General features: G+C 50.4%; 19 protein-coding genes. 12 read left to right on the top strand and 7 right to left on the bottom strand.

Going from position 1 to position 18,151, the window contains the following annotated elements:
- Genes IC617_RS00095 through IC617_RS00085 form a run of 3 tightly spaced genes read left to right on the top strand, consistent with a single transcriptional unit; the run spans position 1 to position 1,764 of the window.
- Positions 1-303 carry a hypothetical protein gene (locus IC617_RS00095; RefSeq protein WP_191142955.1) on the top strand — a complete coding sequence of 101 codons (303 nt, stop codon included), beginning with the start codon at positions 1-3 and terminating at the stop codon, positions 301-303.
- A complete protein-coding gene (gene pnuC, locus IC617_RS00090; protein ID WP_191142954.1) occupies positions 300-923 on the top strand; it encodes a nicotinamide riboside transporter PnuC in 624 nt (207 codons plus the stop codon). The genes IC617_RS00095 and pnuC overlap by 4 nt, the downstream gene beginning before the upstream one ends.
- Entirely contained in the window at positions 916-1,764 is an 849-nt protein-coding gene (locus tag IC617_RS00085) for a phosphotransferase (RefSeq protein ID WP_191142953.1), read from the top strand. Before pnuC ends, IC617_RS00085 begins: the two co-directional genes overlap by 8 nt.
- 4 nt (positions 1,765-1,768) lie before the next feature.
- Here IC617_RS00085 and IC617_RS00080 read toward each other — a convergent pair whose 3' ends face one another.
- Together IC617_RS00080 and IC617_RS00075 are read right to left on the bottom strand one after the other, a co-directional pair.
- Positions 1,769-2,542: a hypothetical protein gene (locus IC617_RS00080; RefSeq protein WP_191142952.1), complete on the bottom strand. Its 774-nt coding sequence runs from the start codon at positions 2,540-2,542 to the stop codon at positions 1,769-1,771.
- Positions 2,543-2,645: 103 nt separating this feature from the next.
- Complete coding sequence (locus IC617_RS00075) at positions 2,646-3,869, bottom strand: XylR family transcriptional regulator (RefSeq protein ID WP_191142951.1); 1,224 nt, start codon at positions 3,867-3,869, stop codon at positions 2,646-2,648.
- A 264-nt stretch (positions 3,870-4,133) separates the two neighbouring features.
- On the opposite strand from IC617_RS00075, the gene xylB reads away from it, so the two are divergent.
- Entirely contained in the window at positions 4,134-5,585 is a 1,452-nt protein-coding gene (gene xylB / locus IC617_RS00070) for a xylulokinase (RefSeq protein WP_191142950.1), read from the top strand.
- 890 nt (positions 5,586-6,475) lie between these two features.
- Positions 6,476-7,795, top strand: coding sequence for a xylose isomerase (gene xylA / locus IC617_RS00065; RefSeq protein ID WP_191142949.1), 1,320 nt, complete (start codon positions 6,476-6,478; stop codon positions 7,793-7,795).
- Between the two features lie 81 nt (positions 7,796-7,876).
- Here the strand turns inward: xylA and IC617_RS00060 are convergent, their stop codons facing one another.
- Positions 7,877-8,764, bottom strand: a complete 888-nt coding sequence (locus tag IC617_RS00060) for a transporter substrate-binding domain-containing protein (RefSeq protein ID WP_191142948.1) — start codon at positions 8,762-8,764, stop codon at positions 7,877-7,879.
- 292 nt (positions 8,765-9,056) lie between these two features.
- Here IC617_RS00060 and IC617_RS00055 point away from each other — a divergent pair, with 292 nt between their 5' ends.
- Positions 9,057-10,094, top strand: a complete 1,038-nt coding sequence (locus IC617_RS00055; RefSeq protein ID WP_191142947.1) for a LacI family DNA-binding transcriptional regulator — start codon at positions 9,057-9,059, stop codon at positions 10,092-10,094.
- A gap of 8 nt (positions 10,095-10,102) precedes the next feature.
- On the opposite strand, the gene IC617_RS00050 is transcribed toward IC617_RS00055, so the two are convergent.
- Positions 10,103-11,077 carry a Gfo/Idh/MocA family protein gene (locus IC617_RS00050; RefSeq protein WP_191142946.1) on the bottom strand — a complete coding sequence of 325 codons (975 nt, stop codon included), beginning with the start codon at positions 11,075-11,077 and terminating at the stop codon, positions 10,103-10,105.
- 209 nt (positions 11,078-11,286) lie between these two features.
- Here IC617_RS00050 and IC617_RS00045 point away from each other — a divergent pair, with 209 nt between their 5' ends.
- Complete coding sequence (locus tag IC617_RS00045) at positions 11,287-11,709, top strand: hypothetical protein (RefSeq protein WP_191142945.1); 423 nt, start codon at positions 11,287-11,289, stop codon at positions 11,707-11,709.
- 21 nt (positions 11,710-11,730) lie between these two features.
- On the opposite strand, the gene IC617_RS00040 is transcribed toward IC617_RS00045, so the two are convergent.
- Both IC617_RS00040 and epmB read right to left on the bottom strand, forming a co-directional pair.
- The gene (locus IC617_RS00040; protein WP_191142944.1) at positions 11,731-12,057 is read right to left on the bottom strand and encodes a prephenate dehydrogenase; all 327 of its coding nucleotides are present in this window, start codon (positions 12,055-12,057) and stop codon (positions 11,731-11,733) included.
- On the bottom strand, positions 12,054-13,073 hold the full coding sequence (epmB, locus tag IC617_RS00035) for an EF-P beta-lysylation protein EpmB (RefSeq protein ID WP_191142943.1): 1,020 nt from the start codon (positions 13,071-13,073) through the stop codon (positions 12,054-12,056). Before epmB ends, IC617_RS00040 begins: the two co-directional genes overlap by 4 nt.
- A 110-nt stretch (positions 13,074-13,183) precedes the next feature.
- Here epmB and efp point away from each other — a divergent pair, with 110 nt between their 5' ends.
- From efp to epmA, 4 genes are all read left to right on the top strand, one after another.
- Entirely contained in the window at positions 13,184-13,750 is a 567-nt protein-coding gene (gene efp, locus IC617_RS00030; RefSeq protein ID WP_087504021.1) for an elongation factor P, read from the top strand.
- Between the two features lie 80 nt (positions 13,751-13,830).
- Entirely contained in the window at positions 13,831-14,349 is a 519-nt protein-coding gene (locus IC617_RS00025; protein WP_191142942.1) for a hypothetical protein, read from the top strand.
- 76 nt (positions 14,350-14,425) lie between these two features.
- On the top strand, positions 14,426-15,898 hold the full coding sequence (locus tag IC617_RS00020; RefSeq protein WP_191142941.1) for a glycoside hydrolase family 13 protein: 1,473 nt from the start codon (positions 14,426-14,428) through the stop codon (positions 15,896-15,898).
- Positions 15,899-15,914: 16 nt separating this feature from the next.
- Complete coding sequence (gene epmA / locus IC617_RS00015) at positions 15,915-16,895, top strand: elongation factor P--(R)-beta-lysine ligase (protein WP_191142940.1); 981 nt, start codon at positions 15,915-15,917, stop codon at positions 16,893-16,895.
- A 14-nt stretch (positions 16,896-16,909) separates the two neighbouring features.
- Here the strand turns inward: epmA and IC617_RS00010 are convergent, their stop codons facing one another.
- Positions 16,910-17,149, bottom strand: a complete 240-nt coding sequence (locus IC617_RS00010; RefSeq protein ID WP_191142939.1) for a hypothetical protein — start codon at positions 17,147-17,149, stop codon at positions 16,910-16,912.
- Positions 17,150-17,374: 225 nt separating this feature from the next.
- Between IC617_RS00010 and IC617_RS00005 the strand changes: the two genes are divergently transcribed.
- The gene (locus tag IC617_RS00005) at positions 17,375-17,995 is read left to right on the top strand and encodes a hypothetical protein (RefSeq protein WP_191142938.1); all 621 of its coding nucleotides are present in this window, start codon (positions 17,375-17,377) and stop codon (positions 17,993-17,995) included.
- The last annotated feature ends 156 nt before the right edge of the window (positions 17,996-18,151 follow it).

Raw genomic sequence — 18,151 nt, 5'->3', positions numbered from 1 at the left:
ATGCTCATGTTGACCGTTGATATTTCGATGTATCCACTGAAAGATGATTTCATTACACCAATCACTTGGTTTATTGAGCGCTTGGCGACGTACCCCAACATCAAGCGCAAAACCAATGCCTTGGCGACCCAGATTTGTGGTCCCCATGATGAAGTGATGGCCATGCTCAGCAAGGAAATGAAAGCGGCCCATGAGCACTTTGGTCAAGCCGTATTCGTCTGCAAATTCTTGCCTGGTGAGCGCGAATTGGATTATCAAGATCACTTTGGCAAGGGCGGCCATACCGCAGGAGCAAATGAATGAGTGACGCCTTGAGCACTGCCCTCGGCGAATTGTCGGTAATGACCGCGTGGGAAGCGGTTGCGGTGGTGTTGGCCATTGCTTACTTGCTGCTGGCGATGCGAGCCAGCCTGTGGTGCTGGCCGGCGGCTTTTGTCAGCACCCTGATTTACACCTTGCTGTTCTGGCATGTCGCGCTGTTGATGGAGTCGGTGCTCAATGTGTTTTACATGGTCATGGCCGTTTATGGCTATTGGCAATGGCGCTGGGGTGGCAAGCTCGATAATGAGGGGGTTGAAGTCCATAGCTGGACTTTGAGCCGCCACCTCGTTGTGATTCTCGCTACAGCGGTGGCTTCGCTAGTAGTCGGCTATGTCATGGCCACCTATACTCATGCGGCCATGCCATACCTCGATGCCGCCACCACCTGCTTTGCCGTTGTTACCACCTTTATGCTCGCTTATAAGGTGCTGGAAAACTGGCTGTATTGGGTGGTGATTGATATTGCTTCGATTTACCTTTACATGGAAAAAGGCTTGATGCTAACCAGCCTGCTGTTTGTTGGTTATGTGGTGCTCGCCGCGGTTAGTTATTGGCTGTGGCGAACCCGTTTATGGCAACCAGCTCGTGCCCAGCTTGCCTGAATTACTCACGCCAGAAGACTGCGTGGCGCAGGCCTATCTTAGCCCGCTGCGCAGTTGTCGGCCATTGCAGCAAGGGTTAAGTCACCGCAGTTTTCAGCTCATTCTAACTGATGGCACAACTCGTTATTTGCGGATCGACCGGCCCCAGAGTAAACCTTGGGTTGATCGTCAACATGAGCATGCTTGCCTTGTGGCAGCCAGTGAGCAAGGACTTACTCCTGAACTCTACTATGTTGATCAACAGCAGCGTTTTTTTCTATCGGAGTATGTGACTGAACAACCTGCGCTGCAGCCATCGGTGCAGCAACTGATTGAGCTGACCCAAGGTGTGGCAACGCTGCCGGTCTGCCGGACCATGGATCAACAACAACGTTTAGCGGTTTACAAAACCCAAGCGAGGAAGGCCATTTCTCAACGAATTGGCGCGCAACTGGCCGGGCTGCAAGTTGAGTTTGAGCAAATAGTTGAGCTTGGCGAGCAAGCGCTGGCGCAACTAAGCCGCTATTGCTGGCCGGTTATTCCGTCTTTTCTCGATTGGCATCGGGGTAATGTGTTAATGACCCCAGAGCGGGCCTATCTGGTTGACTTTGAATACTTGGCGCTGAGTGAAATGCCGCTGGAATTAGCCAGTTTGCAACGGAGCGGTTTAGTCTCGGCAAGCGATTGGCCTGAGCTGAAAGCCTCGTTCGAACAGCGGTATGGCGCCAGCGTGACCAAAGCTCAGTTAGACCAAGCATGTTGTTTGTATCGAGTGATGTGTTATTGCTGGTATTGGGCGGTGATGCCCAGTGAAGCCGCCGAACCAACTCGAGCGTTAGTTCGGCAGTTACTACCAAAGTGAGGTTTTATAAACCTTGGAATGGCGCGCGCAGTTGAAAGTCCATCAGGGTGCCATTTGGGATCTCAACCGCGTTACCGCGAGTCAGCAACGATGCGCCCAAACCAACTTTTGCACCGGTTTTAGCGCCGTCACTACCGTCAATCAAACCACCAATTGCTGCTGCGCCTGCGGTTCGACCCAGCGTCCGACGCCCTTCACTTTGACCCGATGTCGCATTTAAGGTTTGTGTGACCACGGCTTTCATTTGGTTGTTGACCATAATTTCTGTGACTTCCAGCGACATCGACGCGGTGCCAGTCATTCGACCTGAACTCTGGGAGTTGACCACGCGACCATAGACCTGCGAGCCACGTGGCGCCATTACGGTGCCGTTGCTCGCTACCAAATCAGCCTCCAGTACGCCACTAAAGCGTTGGCCATTGCCATTCTGACGAGTCGACAGGGTTTGCGTGGTGCGAATGGTAAACGAGGTGCCAGCTGGAACCATTGCCGGTTGTTGCGCTTGCGGAGCCGGGGCGGCCGCTTGCGGTTGTGCAGGCGCTGTGGCTGGAGCGACAGCTGGGGTTGCCGTGCCGGTCATGTCAATGCTTTGCACTTGTGATTTTGGCAATTTGATTTCAATGCCATTGCTGTCGATCACTAGTTGATCGCCCTGCTGGGAGACCACATTGCCTTCAATAACACGACCATCTTTCAGCGTTACGGATGCGCTGAGAGCAGCGAATGACGTCAGTGACAACACGCTAGCAACAATCACTGTACGAACCTGCTTTAACATTCTGAACCCCTTAACCTTAACCGTTTGATAGCTAAAGGTTAGACTGAGTTTAGCCTTTGTTCAATTTGATTAACCAATTGATTCAGCGCAGGTTCAGCTTCGTTTAGCCATCATCAGCGAGTAATACTTCGTCTTGGGTATCGTCCGGATCTAAAGTGCCATCACTGCGATTGTTGCGATATTCCTTGGGAGTCTGGCCCAGATCTTTTTTGAACACTGCATACATATATTGTAACGACGGATAACCACATAAGCTGGCAATTTCGGCGGTTGGCAATTCTGAGCTACGGAGCAGTTGCTGGGCGCGCTGGAGCTTCGATTCATGGATTTCAGTGTGGATGGAATGGCCGCGCTCATCGCGAAACCGTTTTTCTAGGTTTGAGCGAGAAATGCCAACAAAATCGAGCACTTGATCGACTTTAATTCCTTTACAGGCGTTGTGACGAATAAAGTGCATGGCTTGAATCACATAGGCGTCTTTCAGTGCTTTGAAATCGGTTGATTGGCGCTCGACCACGCCTTGCGGTGGGATCAAGATGCGCGATCGTTTCACCGGCTTGTCTTGCAACTCGCGATGGAGCAACTTGGCCGCTTCATAGCCCATGTTTTTGCAGCCTTGATTGACCGAACTCAGCGGCACTCGGGTCAGGTAGCGCGCTAAATCTTCGTTGTCGATGCCGATGACAGCAACTTTATCCGGCACGATCAAGCCGAGGCGCTCACATACTTGCAGCAGATGACGAGCGCGGGCATCGGTGACTGCAATGATGCCGATCGGGTGAGGCAAGCGCTGTAGCCAATCGGCAATGCGATTCATGGCATAACGCCAGTTCTCTGGTGTAGTGAGCGTACCGCGGTAGACTTCGCCATTGTAGCCGTCGGCTTGCACTAGCTCTTTAAAGGCTAATTCGCGCTCTTGTGCCCAGCGCATTTGTGGCGATTCCGGCAAGCCATAAAAGGCAAACTGCTCAAGGCCTTTTTCTCTTAGATGCTCATAAGCGGCTTTCACTAGCCCAGCATTATCGGTCGCCACATACGGCATATTCGGGTACTTACTGGGATCATGGTAAGAGCCGCCGACGCCAATCACGGGAATGTCGAGATCTTTGGTGGCAGCGACGATTTCAGGATCATCGTAGTCGGCAATAATGCCATCACCCATCCAATCGCGAATGCGATCAATGCGACAGCGAAAGTCATCCTCAAAGAAGATATCCCAATCGGCTTGCGAGGCTTGTAAGTATTCGCCAATCCCTTCGATGACTTGGCGGTCATACACTTTATTGGCGTTGAAAAGCAAAGTAATGCCATATCGCTTTGAGAACACTGTCGACCTCTTGCTGTGACTGCAGGCAATGTTACAGCCCAATGTTAACGGGCACATGGAGCTGTACGCTAGCGTTGAAATCAATGTGAGACAATTCACAATGACCAAAAACGAGAATAGGGACTAATAAATTTCATCATTGATTAAAAAGCCATTGCCAACCACGATTGCCAACCATAAAACCGCAGTTGTGTCTTGGTGATACACCAATGCTAATGCGCTGCGAACCCAATCAAGTGAACAGATTTCTCAAAGGAGAACAGCATGTACATTGGCATCGACCTAGGCACGTCCGGGGTGAAAGTGGTGGTTCTGAATGATCAGGATCAGGTGGTCGCTTCAGAAACCGTTAGCTTGCCGATTTCTCGTCCTTATCCACTGTGGTCGGAACAAAACCCTCAAGATTGGTGGGACGCCACCGTACAAGCCGTGGATGCATTAAAAGCCGGTGGTCACTTAAGTCAGGTGACAGCCATTGGCATGAGTGGTCAGATGCACGGTGCGACTTTGTTAGACAAAAACGGTGATGTGCTGCGCCCAGCAATTCTGTGGAATGATGGCCGCTGTGCTGAAGAATGTGAGCTAATCGAAAAGGCAGTGCCCAATGCTCGGGAGATCACCGGCAACATTGTGATGCCTGGTTTTACCGCACCGAAATTGTTGTGGGTACAGCGCCATGAGGCCAGTATTTTTGCCAAAATCGATAAGGTACTGCTGCCAAAAGACTACCTAAGATTCAAACTGACCGGCGACTTCGCTTCTGATATGTCGGATTCTGCGGGCACCAGTTGGATGGATGTGGCGACCCGAGATTGGAGCGACGCCATGCTGGACGCTTGTGGCTTGACCCGTGAGCACATGCCTGCGCTGTATGAAGGTAGTGAAATCACTGGTCATCTGAGCGATGAGTTAGCACAACGCTGGGGCTTGGCCAAAGTAGCGGTCATTGCCGGTGGTGGTGACAATGCTGCTGGTGCCGTTGGTGTTGGCTTGACCCAGCCGGGGCAAGCGATGTTGTCGCTTGGTACCTCCGGTGTTTACTTTGCCGTGAGCGATGGTTTCAGCGCGAACCCTGATTCAGCGGTTCATGCTTTTTGTCATGCGCTTCCGAAAACTTGGCATTTGATGTCGGTACATCTCAGTGCGGCATCTTGTTTGGCTTGGTTGGATAACGCAACCGGTAAGACTGGGGTGCCAGAAATGCTTGATGAGCTGGACCGCTTTAGCCCGAAAGCCGATGATCCGTTCTTCCTGCCTTATTTGTCGGGTGAGCGTACACCACACAATAATCCCAATGCCAAGGGCATGTTCTTTGGTTTAACTCACGAAACTGACCGTGCGGCGATGACTCGAGCTGTGCTTGAGGGCGTCGGTTTTGCGTTTGCTGATGGCTTTGATGCGCTTCATGCCAGTGGTGTGAAACCGCAAGAAGTCAGCTTGATTGGCGGTGGTGCTCGTAGCCCTGGGTGGCGCCAAATGTTGGCGAGCATTTTGGAGCAGAATCTGGTCTACCGTAAAGGTGGCGATGTTGGTCCGGCGCTCGGTGCTGCTCGTTTGGCGCGATTGGCGATGAATCCAGAGACGCCGATTGAAGAGATTTGTCCCGTACCAGAACTGGTGGAAACCCATCAACCTGTGGCGGCGGATGTGGCCACCTATCAAGCCCGCCGAGGGACCTTCAAGACGTTGTATGCGCGAGTACAGGATCTGTTTTAGAGTTTGATGCTCTTCCTCTATTTGCCCAGCTGACGCTGGGCTTTTTTGTTGTGACTTAGCGGGTTGGTAAGCCAGCCCTCAGCAATTATCGCTGACGCTACAAGCCCATCCATGGGGCGCTCGGCAGGCAGCGTCCTTGCTGCCTGACGCACCGATACTCGCTGAAGCCTGACTTTTCAAACCGTTCACCGAGCTGCTCGATAGGTTCCGGCTATGAGCGAAAGCTAAAGCCAGCCCTCAGCAATTATCGCTGACGCTGAAAGCCCATCCATGGGGCGCTCGGCAGGCAGTGTCCTTGCAGCCTGACGCACCGATACTTGCTGAATTCTGACTTTTCAATCAGTTCATGGAGCTGTTTAGGAGAGTTGTCAAAGTTAGGAATACAAGCTTCTGCCGCAGGGAAGCGGCAGTAGAGCCATCAGGGAAGATTTAACGGCGTCTTGTTTTCATCGCTTTGGCTGCTCGATGGGTTCCGGTTATGAGCGAAAGCTAAAGCCAGCCCTCAACAATTATCGCTGACGCTGCGAGCCCATCCATGGGGCGCTCGGCAGGCAGCGTCCCTGCTGCCTAACGCACCGATACTCGCTGAAGCCTGACTTTTCAATCAGTGCACCGAGCTATTTAGGAGAGTTAGCCAAAGTCAGCCTTCTTATCGGATTATGTTATTTGCCAAACTTCGAAGCTGATTTTACGAATATTCATTATGGATTAAATCCATGAAACGCCTATCACAGAGGGCTTTGAGAACATTTTTGTGAACTCAACACAAAAATAAAAAATTACACAACAATGCCTGCAAATAACGTAATTGCGAGAACCAGTCCCGCCAACCAATATAGCCTCACGAAACGCGTCCAAAGACTTTGGACCCAAACTACCTGGAGTTAATCATGAGCGAATATTTTGAAGGTATTGGCAAAATCCAATACGAAGGTCCGGAGACTGAAAACCCATTAGCGTTCCGCTTTTACGACGAAAACAAAGTCGTTGCAGGCCGCACCATGAAAGAACACCTGCGTTTTGCAGCGTGTTACTGGCACAACTTCTGCTGGAACGGCTTTGATATTTTTGGCGCTGGCACCTTCGATCGTCCTTGGTTGCAACCTGGCGACGAAATAGAAATGGCCAAAGCGAAAGCCGATGTAGCCTTTGAATTCTTCACCAAATTGGGCGTGCCTTACTACTCATTCCACGACGTTGACGTAACGCCGGCAGGCAACTCCATCAAAGAGTACAGCGCCAACATGGCCGTGATGATGGATTACTTGGCCAAGAAACAAGAAGAAACCGGCATGAAATTGATGTGGGGTACGGCCAACGCCTTCTCTCATCCTCGTTACATGAGCGGCGCTGCGTCTAACCCGAATCCAGAAGTCTTTGCTTATGCGGCAACGCAAGTATTCACCGCGATGAATGCAACCAAAGATCTTGGTGGTGCAAACTACGTGCTGTGGGGCGGTCGTGAAGGTTACGAAACACTGCTGAACACTGACTTGCGCCAAGAGCGTGAGCAGTTGGGTCGTTTCATGCAAATGGTTGTTGAGCACAAGCACAAGATTGGCTTCGACGGCACGCTGTTGATTGAGCCTAAGCCAGCTGAGCCAACTAAGCATCAGTACGACTATGACACTGCGACTGTTTACGGCTTCCTCAAGCAGTTTGGCTTGGAAAATGAAATCAAAGTAAACATCGAAGTGAACCATGCAACGCTGGCGACTCACTCATTCCAGCACGAAATTGCCACTGCGATTTCTCTGGGTCTGTTTGGTTCTATTGATGCCAACCGTGGTGACTACCAGTTGGGTTGGGATACGGATCAGTTCCCTAACAGCGTTGAAGAGTGGACTCCAGTTCTGTATGACATCCTAAAAGCGGGTGGCTTCACCACGGGGGGCTGCATGTTTGATACCAAACTGCGTCGTCAATCAGTTGATAAAGCAGACTTCTTCCACGGTCATGTGGGAGCGATGGATACGTTGGCATACTCACTTGAGCGCGCTGCCGAATTGTTGGATAACGACGTGCTGGGTCAGAATGTTGCAGACCGCTACGCCGGTTGGAGCCAAGATTTTGGCAAGAGCATTCTGGCAGGTGATCAGTCGCTAGAGAGCATTGCTAAATATGCCCTCGACAACGAAATCGATCCGAAACACGTTTCTGGTAAGCAAGAGTATCTGGAAAACGTCGTCAACAAGGTGCTTTGCAAATAAGCGCAAGAAACTTCAGTTTCATGATGAATTTGGGGGGGCATCTGAGATGCCCCCTTTTTTGTTTGTTGTTACGCCCAGATGTTACAGCGTCTCGGTATCTAGCCAGAGTTCTTTTCGGTGTAACGGTGTTGCCGCCGGTAAGTGTGGGTTATTAATGCGCAGAACTGTGCGCTCTGCAATCTTGACCTTATCTAGCACATCCTGAATCAACGGGTGAGCGAAGAACCATTGATCGAACGAGCCATCGGCAATCGCCATTTCAAATCCTTGTTCAATATCCTGAGCCAACTGTTCGTTGTTTTTTGACACAAAAATGTACATGGGTAGCGGGTAAACCAACATCAGTTTGGGCTCCACCGCTAGGTTTAGCTCTGGGCGAGAGGCGATTTCAGAGAAGGGTTCGTGGACTGCGCGGGGAAAATAATCAAAACGGCCCCCTTCGAGCATATGGAACAAACTAAAATATTTCACTGGATCAACCGTTGTCAGACCGGCGCTTTTGAGTACGTTAGTGTCTGACCAAAAACGGCCTTGGCCTGCTGATAATTGCTTGAGTTCGGTCAGCGAATTGATGTTGGCGAAGCGATGTTGATCGCCATTGCGGATAATGAAGATCCGATGGCCGAGCAAGCCTTTTAAAATAGGGATGCGAATTGGCCGCAATTGCGATTCAATATCTTCGTTGGTTGCAAAGTTAACGAAAGAAATCTGACCGCTGTTCAGCTCGGAAATCTGCCGATTGACGGACATCTGTTCAAACTCAACCGCGGTGTAATCATAGCTTTTATCGAGCTTCGAAAGGACAAATTGAACCAGTTCAAAAGGGTATTTGTCTTTGGGTTCTTTGACCGGCAGATAGCGGATTGTATCTGTGGCGAAGGCGCCGGTAACAAATCCGGTAACAAATAAAGTTAGTGTTAAAACAATTCCTTGCTTTAGCCATGCGCAAGATATAGATAACCACTTCATGTCCAATACCACCATTTCGTTGTCACATTAGTCATCGATGATGGTACTGACTCGATTTTGGCGAAACTCGAGTTTGATTTTCAATTTATGATGGCGAGCCAGAATTAGCGGAAATTGGCTGTGGTTTTGTAAGAATATTGCGATTTGCTATGAAATAGTTGTGTTGCTCCATGTCGATTTCGCGTTATTCTTGTCGCCAGTTTGAGATGAAATCGTTTTAGTCTGGTTTTCTCTGTTATCGATAACATGAACCTGACTTGAAATTGCATTATCGAAAGGACTAGTGGTTGTTATGAAGTCTGAGCAGAAGAATATTACTATCCAGCATGTTGCCGAGCGAGCGGGAGTCTCGAAGATGACCGTTTCTCGGGTATTGAATCATGACAGTAAGGTTAGTGATTCGACCCGAGCCAAAGTGATGGCGGCAGTGCAAGATCTTAACTACCGGCCTAATATCTCTGCTCGCCAATTGGCTGGCTCGAAAAGCTATTTCATTGGTTTACTCTACGATAACCCAAGCCAAGGCTATGTCAGCCAGTTTTTGTTGGGGGCGCTAAAGCGCTGCCGAGCTTCTGGCTATCATCTGGTGGTGGATGAATGCCAAGGGGAGCTGAAAGACAAAGTCCGGATAACTCGAGATTTTGTTAATAGCACTCGCGTTGATGGCGTGATTCTGTTGCCGCCGCTGTGCGATGTACCAGAAGTGCTCGAAACCCTCAAGCAAAGCGGTACTCCTTTTGTCCGCATTGCGCCCGATGTTGACTTGGAAGCGTCGCCCTATGTCTGTATGGATGACTATCAAGCGGCGTACGAAATGACCAATGAGATCATTGAAGCAGGGCATCGTGACATAGGCTTTATCATTGGGCATCCCAATCAGGGCGCTAGCCGGTTGCGTTATCAGGGCTTTTTGGATGCGCTGCGCTCAAATCGTATTAACTTTCCTCCTGAGTATATCGAGCAAGGCTACTTCACCTATAAATCGGGTCTGCAAGCCGCAACCAAGTTGCTGGGGCTGGCGAACCGGCCGACCGCCATTTTTGCCAGTAATGATGACATGGCGGCGGCGGTCACCTCGGCTGCTCATATCCATGGCTTGAGCGTGCCGGACGATGTCTCTGTGGTTGGCTTTGATGATGTCGAATTGGCGTCGACGCTATGGCCACCGTTAACCACCATTCGCCAACCTATTGCTGAAATGGCAGAAGCCGCGATTGAACTGATCCGTTCCGGTAAACTCAATGACGAGCGTAGCAAGCGGCGAGCGAGTAATCGCCACGTCATTGATTTTGAGTTAATCCGGCGTGAGTCGCTGCAACTTAAGACTTAACCTTCGGCTTAGACTAGGCCCACCTGTTGGCGCAATTGATCCATCAGCTTCATGGTACGCAATGTGGTTTGGTGTGGAATTTCTGGCGATTCCAGCAAGCCTTGGCGAATGCAGCGTTCCGCTTCCATGGTTTGATATTCAAAGCCACTTGCGGCAAAAGGCTCATCAAACGAATCGATTTGTTGCTCGCCCACTACGACCGATGCGCAGCCGGTATCCCAGAACATCTGCTCAACTTTGATATGGCCTTTGCTGCCGTAGATGGTCAGGTGATTTTCTGTTTTGCTGATGAAGTTGCAAACGAACTGAGCATATTGTTGGTTGCCATAATCGAGGTTAACCGCCATGAGTTCGTCAACCCCAGTATCCCCAATTAAGCCGGTTGCCTGAGCTTGCTCAGGGCCGCGACCAAACACCCAGTCGCTCATCGATAGGTTATAGACGCCCATGTCGAGCAACACGCCGCCAGCTAAGTCTGGGTTGAGTAAACGATCGTTAGGATTGCGCTCAATGCAGAAACCGAAGTTGCTTTGCACGAGTCGAACATCACCAATTAATTCGGCGTTGAGCCATTGTCGAACCTGTTGATAGACCGGCAACATCCGAGTCCATAGCGCTTCCATCAAAAAGGTCTGATGTTGCTTGGAAAGCGTGATTAGCTCCTCGGTTTGTTTCGCGCTGACCGTCAATGGTTTTTCGCACAGCACAGGTTTACCGGCCTCAAGGCAGGCTTTGGCCGTGTCAAAATGAAAATTATGCGGCGTTGCGATGTAAATGCCGTCAATTTCAGGGTCTGCCAGCAAGTCGTCATAGTTGCTGTAGTGGCGGGGCGCTTGGTATTCGGCGGCAAACTCAATGGCGCGCTGTTCATTGCGGCTCGCAACGGCGTGTAAAACCCCACACTCTGGATGCTGCAATCCTTTGGCAAAACGGTGGGCGATGCGGCCTGGGCCGATTAGGCCCCAACGAAAAGGTGTGGTCATTGAGTGATTCCTTGCTTGAATAATCCGGTCCATAGAATGACATGCTAAGGACTAAATCGATAGCGGAAACGACCTTGATATAGTGCTTTGAGAGGTTGATCGCGGCCTTGCTTTGGCGGCCCGAAATTAGCAATTGTTGGAGGTTGGTACAGATCTTGTTTGGGTTGCCTTGTGGTGATTTTTTGACACCTCAACAATCGGAGAAAATTATGATTTCAAGTGAGCTGATTGATAACACCGCCAGCACCGAATGTACTGAAGCTGTGTTGGACATACTAGGCATGGACAACCCAGAATCAGGTCAGGTGTCGTACATGGTGTTTGAAACCAAATTCGACAATAAGCAACTGTACTGCTGCTGGTCTGGTGGCAATGTTGTTGACAACAAAGTAGAGCTGACGCCCGTGGGTGTTGGTGCCCTCGATGCGCTAAGCCGCATTGATGCCGAAACCCGTGAGGGGATTGAGATGTTTGTGCTGGGGTCAGATAGCCGTGAGGCCTTGATTGACGAGATCAAGTTGGCGCTGGCAAAAGTCGAAGATCGCAGCCGCGTATGCTTTGTTGGTGATGTCTCGGGTAAGTTACGTGATTGGCTGCCAGAAGCCTTTAATGTGACAAACTGGCAGCACTAAAACCATCTTTTAAATCAGTAGTTAGATGGTTTTAAAGCGCGCCAGCAGTTGGTGGATTGCTTGCAACTTGATTAATAATTGGTTGAGGTGATCTTGCCACTGCTGGGCCGGTTGTTCGGGAAGCTTGGTTAATGCATCCAGATCGGCCGCCGCTTCAGCAAGGTAGTCGCTAAAGGTTTTAGCTTGCACATCAAATGGCGAATCAGTGCCGAACAAGGCGGTGAATTTGGCCATGCCCTGGGTACGAAACTGACTCAATTTCTGGTCGGCATCGACGCATTTCCGATACAGCGCTTTTAACTCCTCCTGCAGACGAGCAATCACTTGTTCTTGATTGGTGGTGGTCATTCGGTGCTCCTAATATCTAAAGGGGTTTTGCTCGACTCGCCGGCAATTTCACGAACTAGTTTTGGCACTAAGAAGCCGGGTAGCCGAGGCAGTAAGTCGCGCATCAGCTGCTGTGCTTTTTGGTCGCTGACATCAAAATGAGCGGTATTGGCGACCGGATCAAAGGCATGCAAGTAATAGGGTTGAATGCCGGCGTCAAACAAAGCTTCGCTCAACTCACACAGGGCTTCAACACGGTCATTAATACCAGCCAACAATACGGCTTGATTGAGCAACCAAATTCCCGCTTGTTGGTAAGGGTGAAGGGCATCGCATAAACGTTGGTCCACTTCGTTAGCATGATTGATATGCAGCACGATGACTGGTTTCAGGCGCGAACTGGCGAGTCGAGTGCACAATTCTCGCGTCAACCGCTCGGGGATCATCACTGGCAATCGGGTGTGGATCCGCAGTCGCGTGACATGGTCGATTTGTTCGATTTTGGCAATTAACTCACTTAACTGCTGATCATTTGCCATTAGCGGGTCGCCACCGCTAAAAATCACTTCTTTAATCGCTGGGCGCTGGGCAATGTAATCAAGCGCTGCTTGCCAATGATGCTCGGTTGGTTTGTTGTCACCATAAGGAAAGTGACGCCGGAAACAATAACGACAATTGACCGCGCAGCCGCCCCGAACCAACAACAGCACCCGATTTTCATATTTGTGGATCAAGCCAGGAACCGCGGCATCGTGTTCTTGCAGCGGATCGGTTAGGTAGCCATCAACTTGCTGAAACTCGGCCTCGGCAGGCCAGATTTGTTTGAACAGTGGATCGTTGGCATCGCCAATGGCCATCTTGTCGACAAAAGCATGTGGCACCCGCAGCGGAAAAAGCTTTCTGGCGTCACCCTTGCCGACCTCTGATTCACTTAAGTTAAGGCGCTGGAGTAATTGCTGTGGGCTGTTGATGGCATGCTTGAGTTGCCATTGCCACGGTGGTTGGCTGGCGATGTCGGAGTGTTGGCTTGATTTCATGACGCGAACCTTAAAACTGATATTCGACTAATGCAAGCCAATAGCTGCCAGCAGCCTAGATTTCTTGTATGATTGGCGCGTTTTCGTTTTGAACCTGATTTGAGGTATCCATGGCTACGTTTAGCACCAATGAGTTTCGCTCTGGCATGAAGTTAATGTTGGATGGCGAACCTTGCTCCATCATCGAGAATGAATTTGTCAAACCTGGAAAGGGTCAGGCGTTTAACCGCGTTAAGATCCGTAAGCTTATTTCTGGCAAGGTGCTGGAAAAAACCTTTAAGTCAGGTGAAACCGTGGAAGCGGCCGATGTAATGGATGTGGAGCTGGCGTACCTCTACAATGACGGCGAATTCTGGCACTTCATGAATAATGACACCTTTGAGCAATTGGCGGCCGATGAGAAAGCCATTGGCGACAATGAAAAGTGGTTGGTCGAGCAAGATGTTTGCACCCTGACATTGTGGAACGGTTCACCGATTTCAGTGACGCCACCAAACTTTGTCGAGCTGGAAGTGACTGAAACCGATCCAGGCTTGAAAGGTGACACTGCCGGTACTGGCGGTAAGCCTGCAACATTGAGCACTGGCGCCGTTGTTCGCGTGCCCTTGTTCATTCAAATTGGTGAAGTGATCAAAGTTGATACGCGAAGCGCAGAATACGTTTCTCGGGTCAAATAAAGCTGTTCGAGCAGCGCTATTCGATCAGAAAGAAGAGTTGCGCCGTTGCAGGCGCAGCTTGGGTTACCAAAGGAAAGAGCATGTCGAGATTTGTTCAGTTAGTCGCTACTTTGTGTTTTGTGGTGAGTTTTCAGCTTAGTGCTGCCGATTTGTCGAAAAACCAAGTGAGCCAATGGCTGGCGAGTTATCAGGCGATCCAACAATGGTCTGCGGCGCATCAGGATGAGCTGCTGGCATTGGATGCACAAGCGTTCTTTAGCGATGGTAATCAAGACGTCACCAACACTGCGCTCTACAAGAGTATGCTCGATGTGTTGGCCAAATATGGCTTTAACTCGGCTCCTCAGTGGTCGCAGGTTGGTGAACAAATCATGTTGGCTTACGGTGCCATCCAACAGGCATCGGTAAAAGAGGACTTTAGCAAGGAAATTGCTGACATAAAAAATGATCCCAACATGACCGCAGAACAAAAAGAAGCAATGTTGCAACTTTTGCAAACCACCCAACAACTGGCCGAACGTTTTGCAACAGTGAGCGAGGCTGACAAACTTGCCGTCGCTGACTATGTTGAACAAATCACAGCATTAGCGGGCCGCTAACTTCTCCAACGCTTATCGGCCTTTGGTCATCACCAATTAAGCTACTGCTAACCGCTAACGGAATGCGAGGCAGTTTATGATTGAGACGCCAGAATGGGTCAAACACGCGGTTTTCTATCAGATTTTTCCTGACCGGTTTGCACGCTTCGGCGGCGACCATTTACCCGCAGGCATTAAGTTAAAGCCTTGGGGTTCTTGCCCCGGCGAGCAGGGATACCAAGGCGGCGATCTCTACGGCATTTGTGATCGGCTGGATTACTTGGCCGAGCTCGGTATCAATGCTATCTACCTCAATCCAATCTTCAGCTCTGCCAGCAATCATCGGTATCACACCTACGATTACTTTGAAGTTGATCCGCTACTCGGCGGCAATAAAGCGCTTCGCGCTTTGCTTGACCAAGCCCATGTGCGCGGCATTAAAGTGGTGCTCGATGGCGTCTTTAATCATGCCAGTCGCGGCTTCTGGGCATTTCATCATATTCTGGAAAATGGCAAAGATTCGCCCTATTTAGACTGGTTTCTCATCGATGATTGGCCGCTGCGCCCGTATCATGCCGATGAATCGAATCCGCCCAACTACCAGTCGTGGTGGGGGCTGCCGGCGCTACCTAAGTTCAATATTCAGAATCCCGGTGTGCGCCAATACATCTTTGATGTTGCCGAATACTGGCTCAAATTTGGTATTGATGGCTGGCGTTTGGACGTCCCTGGCGAAATCGATGATGATGAGTTCTGGCGCGAGTTCCGGCGGCGGGTAAAAGCAATCAATCCCAATGCTTATATTTGTGGTGAGATCTGGCAACGCGCCACCCATTGGCTGCAAGGCGATATGTTTGACGCCACCATGAACTATGAATTTTGTAGTTTAACGCTGAGCTATTTTGGTCATCAGGCCTTGCGCGATGACTACCATAAAAACAATTTGCCGCTGCAAGCGATTGACACCAAAAGCTTTATTAGCGCGATTGAAGACATGGTTGCGGCCCAAGACTGGCAGGTCACTCAGGTCCAATTTAACTTGCTCGGAAGCCATGATATGGCGCGGCCGCTGTGGATTCTGCGAGAAGATCGCTATGCCTTACAGCAAGCATTTTTATTTCAAATGACCATGCCCGGTGCACCTTGCATCTACTATGGCGACGAAATTGCCATGACGGGCAAAGATGATCCCTACTGCCGCGGGGCCTACCCTTGGCATCAGCCGGAGCTTGTCGATCAAGGCATGCTTGAATTTGTCCGATCCGTGGTGCAATTGCGTCATAAATTCCAGCCGCTGCGAACGGGGCGGCTGAGTTTCGATCGCGACTTACCGGCCGATGTGCTCGGGTTTCGCCGCGAATTGCCCGACCAGCAAGTGCAAGTGCTGATTAATCGCGGTAAGCTGCCGCGCTCAGTCAAACTTGATGGCGACTTAAATTGGCATTTGGTATTGGGACACCCAAGGCAAGTGCAAAGTCATGGCCGCTATCTTGAAGTGATGTTGCCGCCAAGGCGTTATGCGGTGCTCAGTCGTTCGACTGCGCCGATTGCCATGGTCGCTGGAATTTAATCGTTAGTAGTTGAGCATGACAAAATCAGTACCACAAGATTGGCGCCCTACTGCCAGCCGTGACGCATTGGTCGCGCGCGCCAAAATGTTGGCCAGCATTCGCCAGTTTTTTGCCGAGCGCGATGTGTTGGAAGTGGACACCCCCGCGATGTCTCAAGCATCGGTGACCGATATTCACCTGCAGCCATTTGTTACCCATTTGGCGGCGCCCGGACAGCCCGCGCAATTACCGCTGTTTTTATCGACCTCGCCTGAATTTCACATGAAGCGTTTGCTGTGTGCTGATGTCGGAGCCATTTACCAGCTCAGTAAGGCGTTTCGCAATGAGGAGCTAGGCCGCTTTCATAACTCAGAATTTACCATGCTCGAATGGTATCGCCCTGACTTTGACCATCACCAGCTGATGACCGAAATGAGTGAGCTGATGCAGCTGATTTTGGCTTGCGAGGATTGCGATCGGATCAGTTACCAGCAAGCCTTTATGGACTGTTTAGGGATTGATCCATTGGTTGCCAGCGTGACTCAGCTCCAGCAGGTGGCGCCCGATAGTTGTCGCGATTTAGCCGTGCGTGAAACCGATAAAGATACCCTATTGCAGCTTTTGTTTAGCATGGTCATTGAGCCACAAATTGGCCAGCACAGGCCTGTTTTTGTGTTTGGTTTTCCGGCATCTCAGGCCGCGCTGGCGCAGTTAAATACAGCGGATCCGCGAGTTGCTGATCGCTTCGAATTGTATTTCAAAGGTATTGAATTGGCTAATGGCTTTCGCGAGCTGCAAGATGCCGCCGAACAGCGTCGCCGCTTTGAGCAAGATTGTGCTTGGCGTGCCGCTAACGGCTTGCCGCAGGCGCCAATCGATGAGCGATTCCTTGCCGCGCTAGATCATGGCTTACCGGAGTGCTCAGGCGTGGCGCTGGGAGTCGACCGGCTATTGATGCTGAAGATTGGCGCGGGTGATATTTCGCAAGTGGTCGCGTTTCCGGTGGATCGAGCTTGACCGAATAACAGCCACTAGTTTTTGCCGCGTAAACTGATCGCCGGTGTGAAGCTGGCGTTGCCGATGTGATCGACCGTACATAAAGCTTCGCCACGACACAAAACGGCCAGCGGACCGCGCTGTGTCATGCGAACAAACCACAGATCCCAGCCCAATTTATGCATGGCTTCGAAGCTGACTTGCTGGGCCTTAGTTAAGCGTACCTCAGCGCTACTACCGCGGCGCTCTACTTCGACTTGTATTGCTGTTTCCATGTTGATTACTCTTAGCTTGGTCGAGACAACGTTAGCAAAGCCAGATGACGGTTTTACGACAGCATAAATTGGCTATTTTTCCTACGACTTTTGTCAGAATATGAAGTTGTCCATGTTTCGACTAATTTGCCCCACAAATTGTAGGGTCGCTGTAGTGTTTATGGAGATCTTAGCTACAGTTAAAAGGCCGGTGAGCTTCTGGTTTGTATGGATGGAGAGTTTGTCATGGAACTGACAAAGCATATGGGTGACACCATGATTACATTGTTTGAGTGTTGGAATGGCGGCGTCGTTGAGTGGGACGGGTTGTCCTCGCCACAAATTAGCTTTTCTTTTTCGGTCAATGACGGTGATGTGCTCGCGTTTTTCTTGCTCTGTGGGCGGATTGCTCAACTACACACTAAAACCGATTGGCAACTTCGCTTTGGTGTGACACCGGTTAGTATCCCAGCGCTGCCGCAACGCGAAGTGTGCTTATTGTTAGAATCAATGCGGCAACATTTGGGTTATATGCCACTGCTGCAAAACGACGTCACCAAAGATATTAATGCCGAAGAAACCCTGTTGCGCCGATTGCAGTGGGTAGAAGTGGCGACTGGCCGAATTGATACCTACGCCCCTTTTGTCGGGCTCCGCAAAGGCAAGCATACTTACATGCGGCGCTTACCGCAGCGAGTGCTGGCTGGCAGCCAAACTGAAGTTTGGTTTTCGGCTGGGCAGCTACAAGGAGGCGCTGATTATTCGCTAATTAAAATTCTCGGCTTGCACCGTGACCCAGCGTTGCGTAATTCCAGCCTGCAATTGCAAGAAGCTTGGAATCAATTGGGTCATGCCAGCAACTTGTAATGCCAATCAATGGAATGACGCTTATCTGCAGCGGCAGAAATAACAAAGCCACCGAGTTTCGGCTGTCTCTTATACACAAATCCCCGCTAAGCAATTGGCGGGGATTTTTTTGAACTTTTTCCGTGAACTTCGATCTGATCTCCACATTACTTTTTT

The organism is Neiella litorisoli, assembly GCF_014773395.1.
Taxonomy (GTDB): domain Bacteria; phylum Pseudomonadota; class Gammaproteobacteria; order Enterobacterales; family Neiellaceae; genus Neiella; species Neiella litorisoli.
Note: the sequence above shows the minus strand (reverse complement) of the source record. Positions and strands in the feature narration are given on the sequence as shown.

Coding starts and splice junctions, on each gene's coding strand:
- IC617_RS00095 (WP_191142955.1), top strand. CDS start 1: ATGCTCATGTTGACCGTTGATATTTCGATGTATCCACTGAAAGATGAT.
- pnuC (WP_191142954.1), top strand. CDS start 300: ATGAGTGACGCCTTGAGCACTGCCCTCGGCGAATTGTCGGTAATGACC.
- IC617_RS00080 (WP_191142952.1), bottom strand. CDS start 2,542: ATGTTAAAGCAGGTTCGTACAGTGATTGTTGCTAGCGTGTTGTCACTG.
- xylB (WP_191142950.1), top strand. CDS start 4,134: ATGTACATTGGCATCGACCTAGGCACGTCCGGGGTGAAAGTGGTGGTT.
- xylA (WP_191142949.1), top strand. CDS start 6,476: ATGAGCGAATATTTTGAAGGTATTGGCAAAATCCAATACGAAGGTCCG.
- IC617_RS00060 (WP_191142948.1), bottom strand. CDS start 8,764: ATGAAGTGGTTATCTATATCTTGCGCATGGCTAAAGCAAGGAATTGTT.
- IC617_RS00055 (WP_191142947.1), top strand. CDS start 9,057: ATGAAGTCTGAGCAGAAGAATATTACTATCCAGCATGTTGCCGAGCGA.
- IC617_RS00050 (WP_191142946.1), bottom strand. CDS start 11,077: ATGACCACACCTTTTCGTTGGGGCCTAATCGGCCCAGGCCGCATCGCC.
- IC617_RS00045 (WP_191142945.1), top strand. CDS start 11,287: ATGATTTCAAGTGAGCTGATTGATAACACCGCCAGCACCGAATGTACT.
- IC617_RS00040 (WP_191142944.1), bottom strand. CDS start 12,057: ATGACCACCACCAATCAAGAACAAGTGATTGCTCGTCTGCAGGAGGAG.
- epmB (WP_191142943.1), bottom strand. CDS start 13,073: ATGAAATCAAGCCAACACTCCGACATCGCCAGCCAACCACCGTGGCAA.
- efp (WP_087504021.1), top strand. CDS start 13,184: ATGGCTACGTTTAGCACCAATGAGTTTCGCTCTGGCATGAAGTTAATG.
- IC617_RS00025 (WP_191142942.1), top strand. CDS start 13,831: ATGTCGAGATTTGTTCAGTTAGTCGCTACTTTGTGTTTTGTGGTGAGT.
- IC617_RS00020 (WP_191142941.1), top strand. CDS start 14,426: ATGATTGAGACGCCAGAATGGGTCAAACACGCGGTTTTCTATCAGATT.
- epmA (WP_191142940.1), top strand. CDS start 15,915: ATGACAAAATCAGTACCACAAGATTGGCGCCCTACTGCCAGCCGTGAC.
- IC617_RS00010 (WP_191142939.1), bottom strand. CDS start 17,149: ATGGAAACAGCAATACAAGTCGAAGTAGAGCGCCGCGGTAGTAGCGCT.
- IC617_RS00005 (WP_191142938.1), top strand. CDS start 17,375: ATGGAACTGACAAAGCATATGGGTGACACCATGATTACATTGTTTGAG.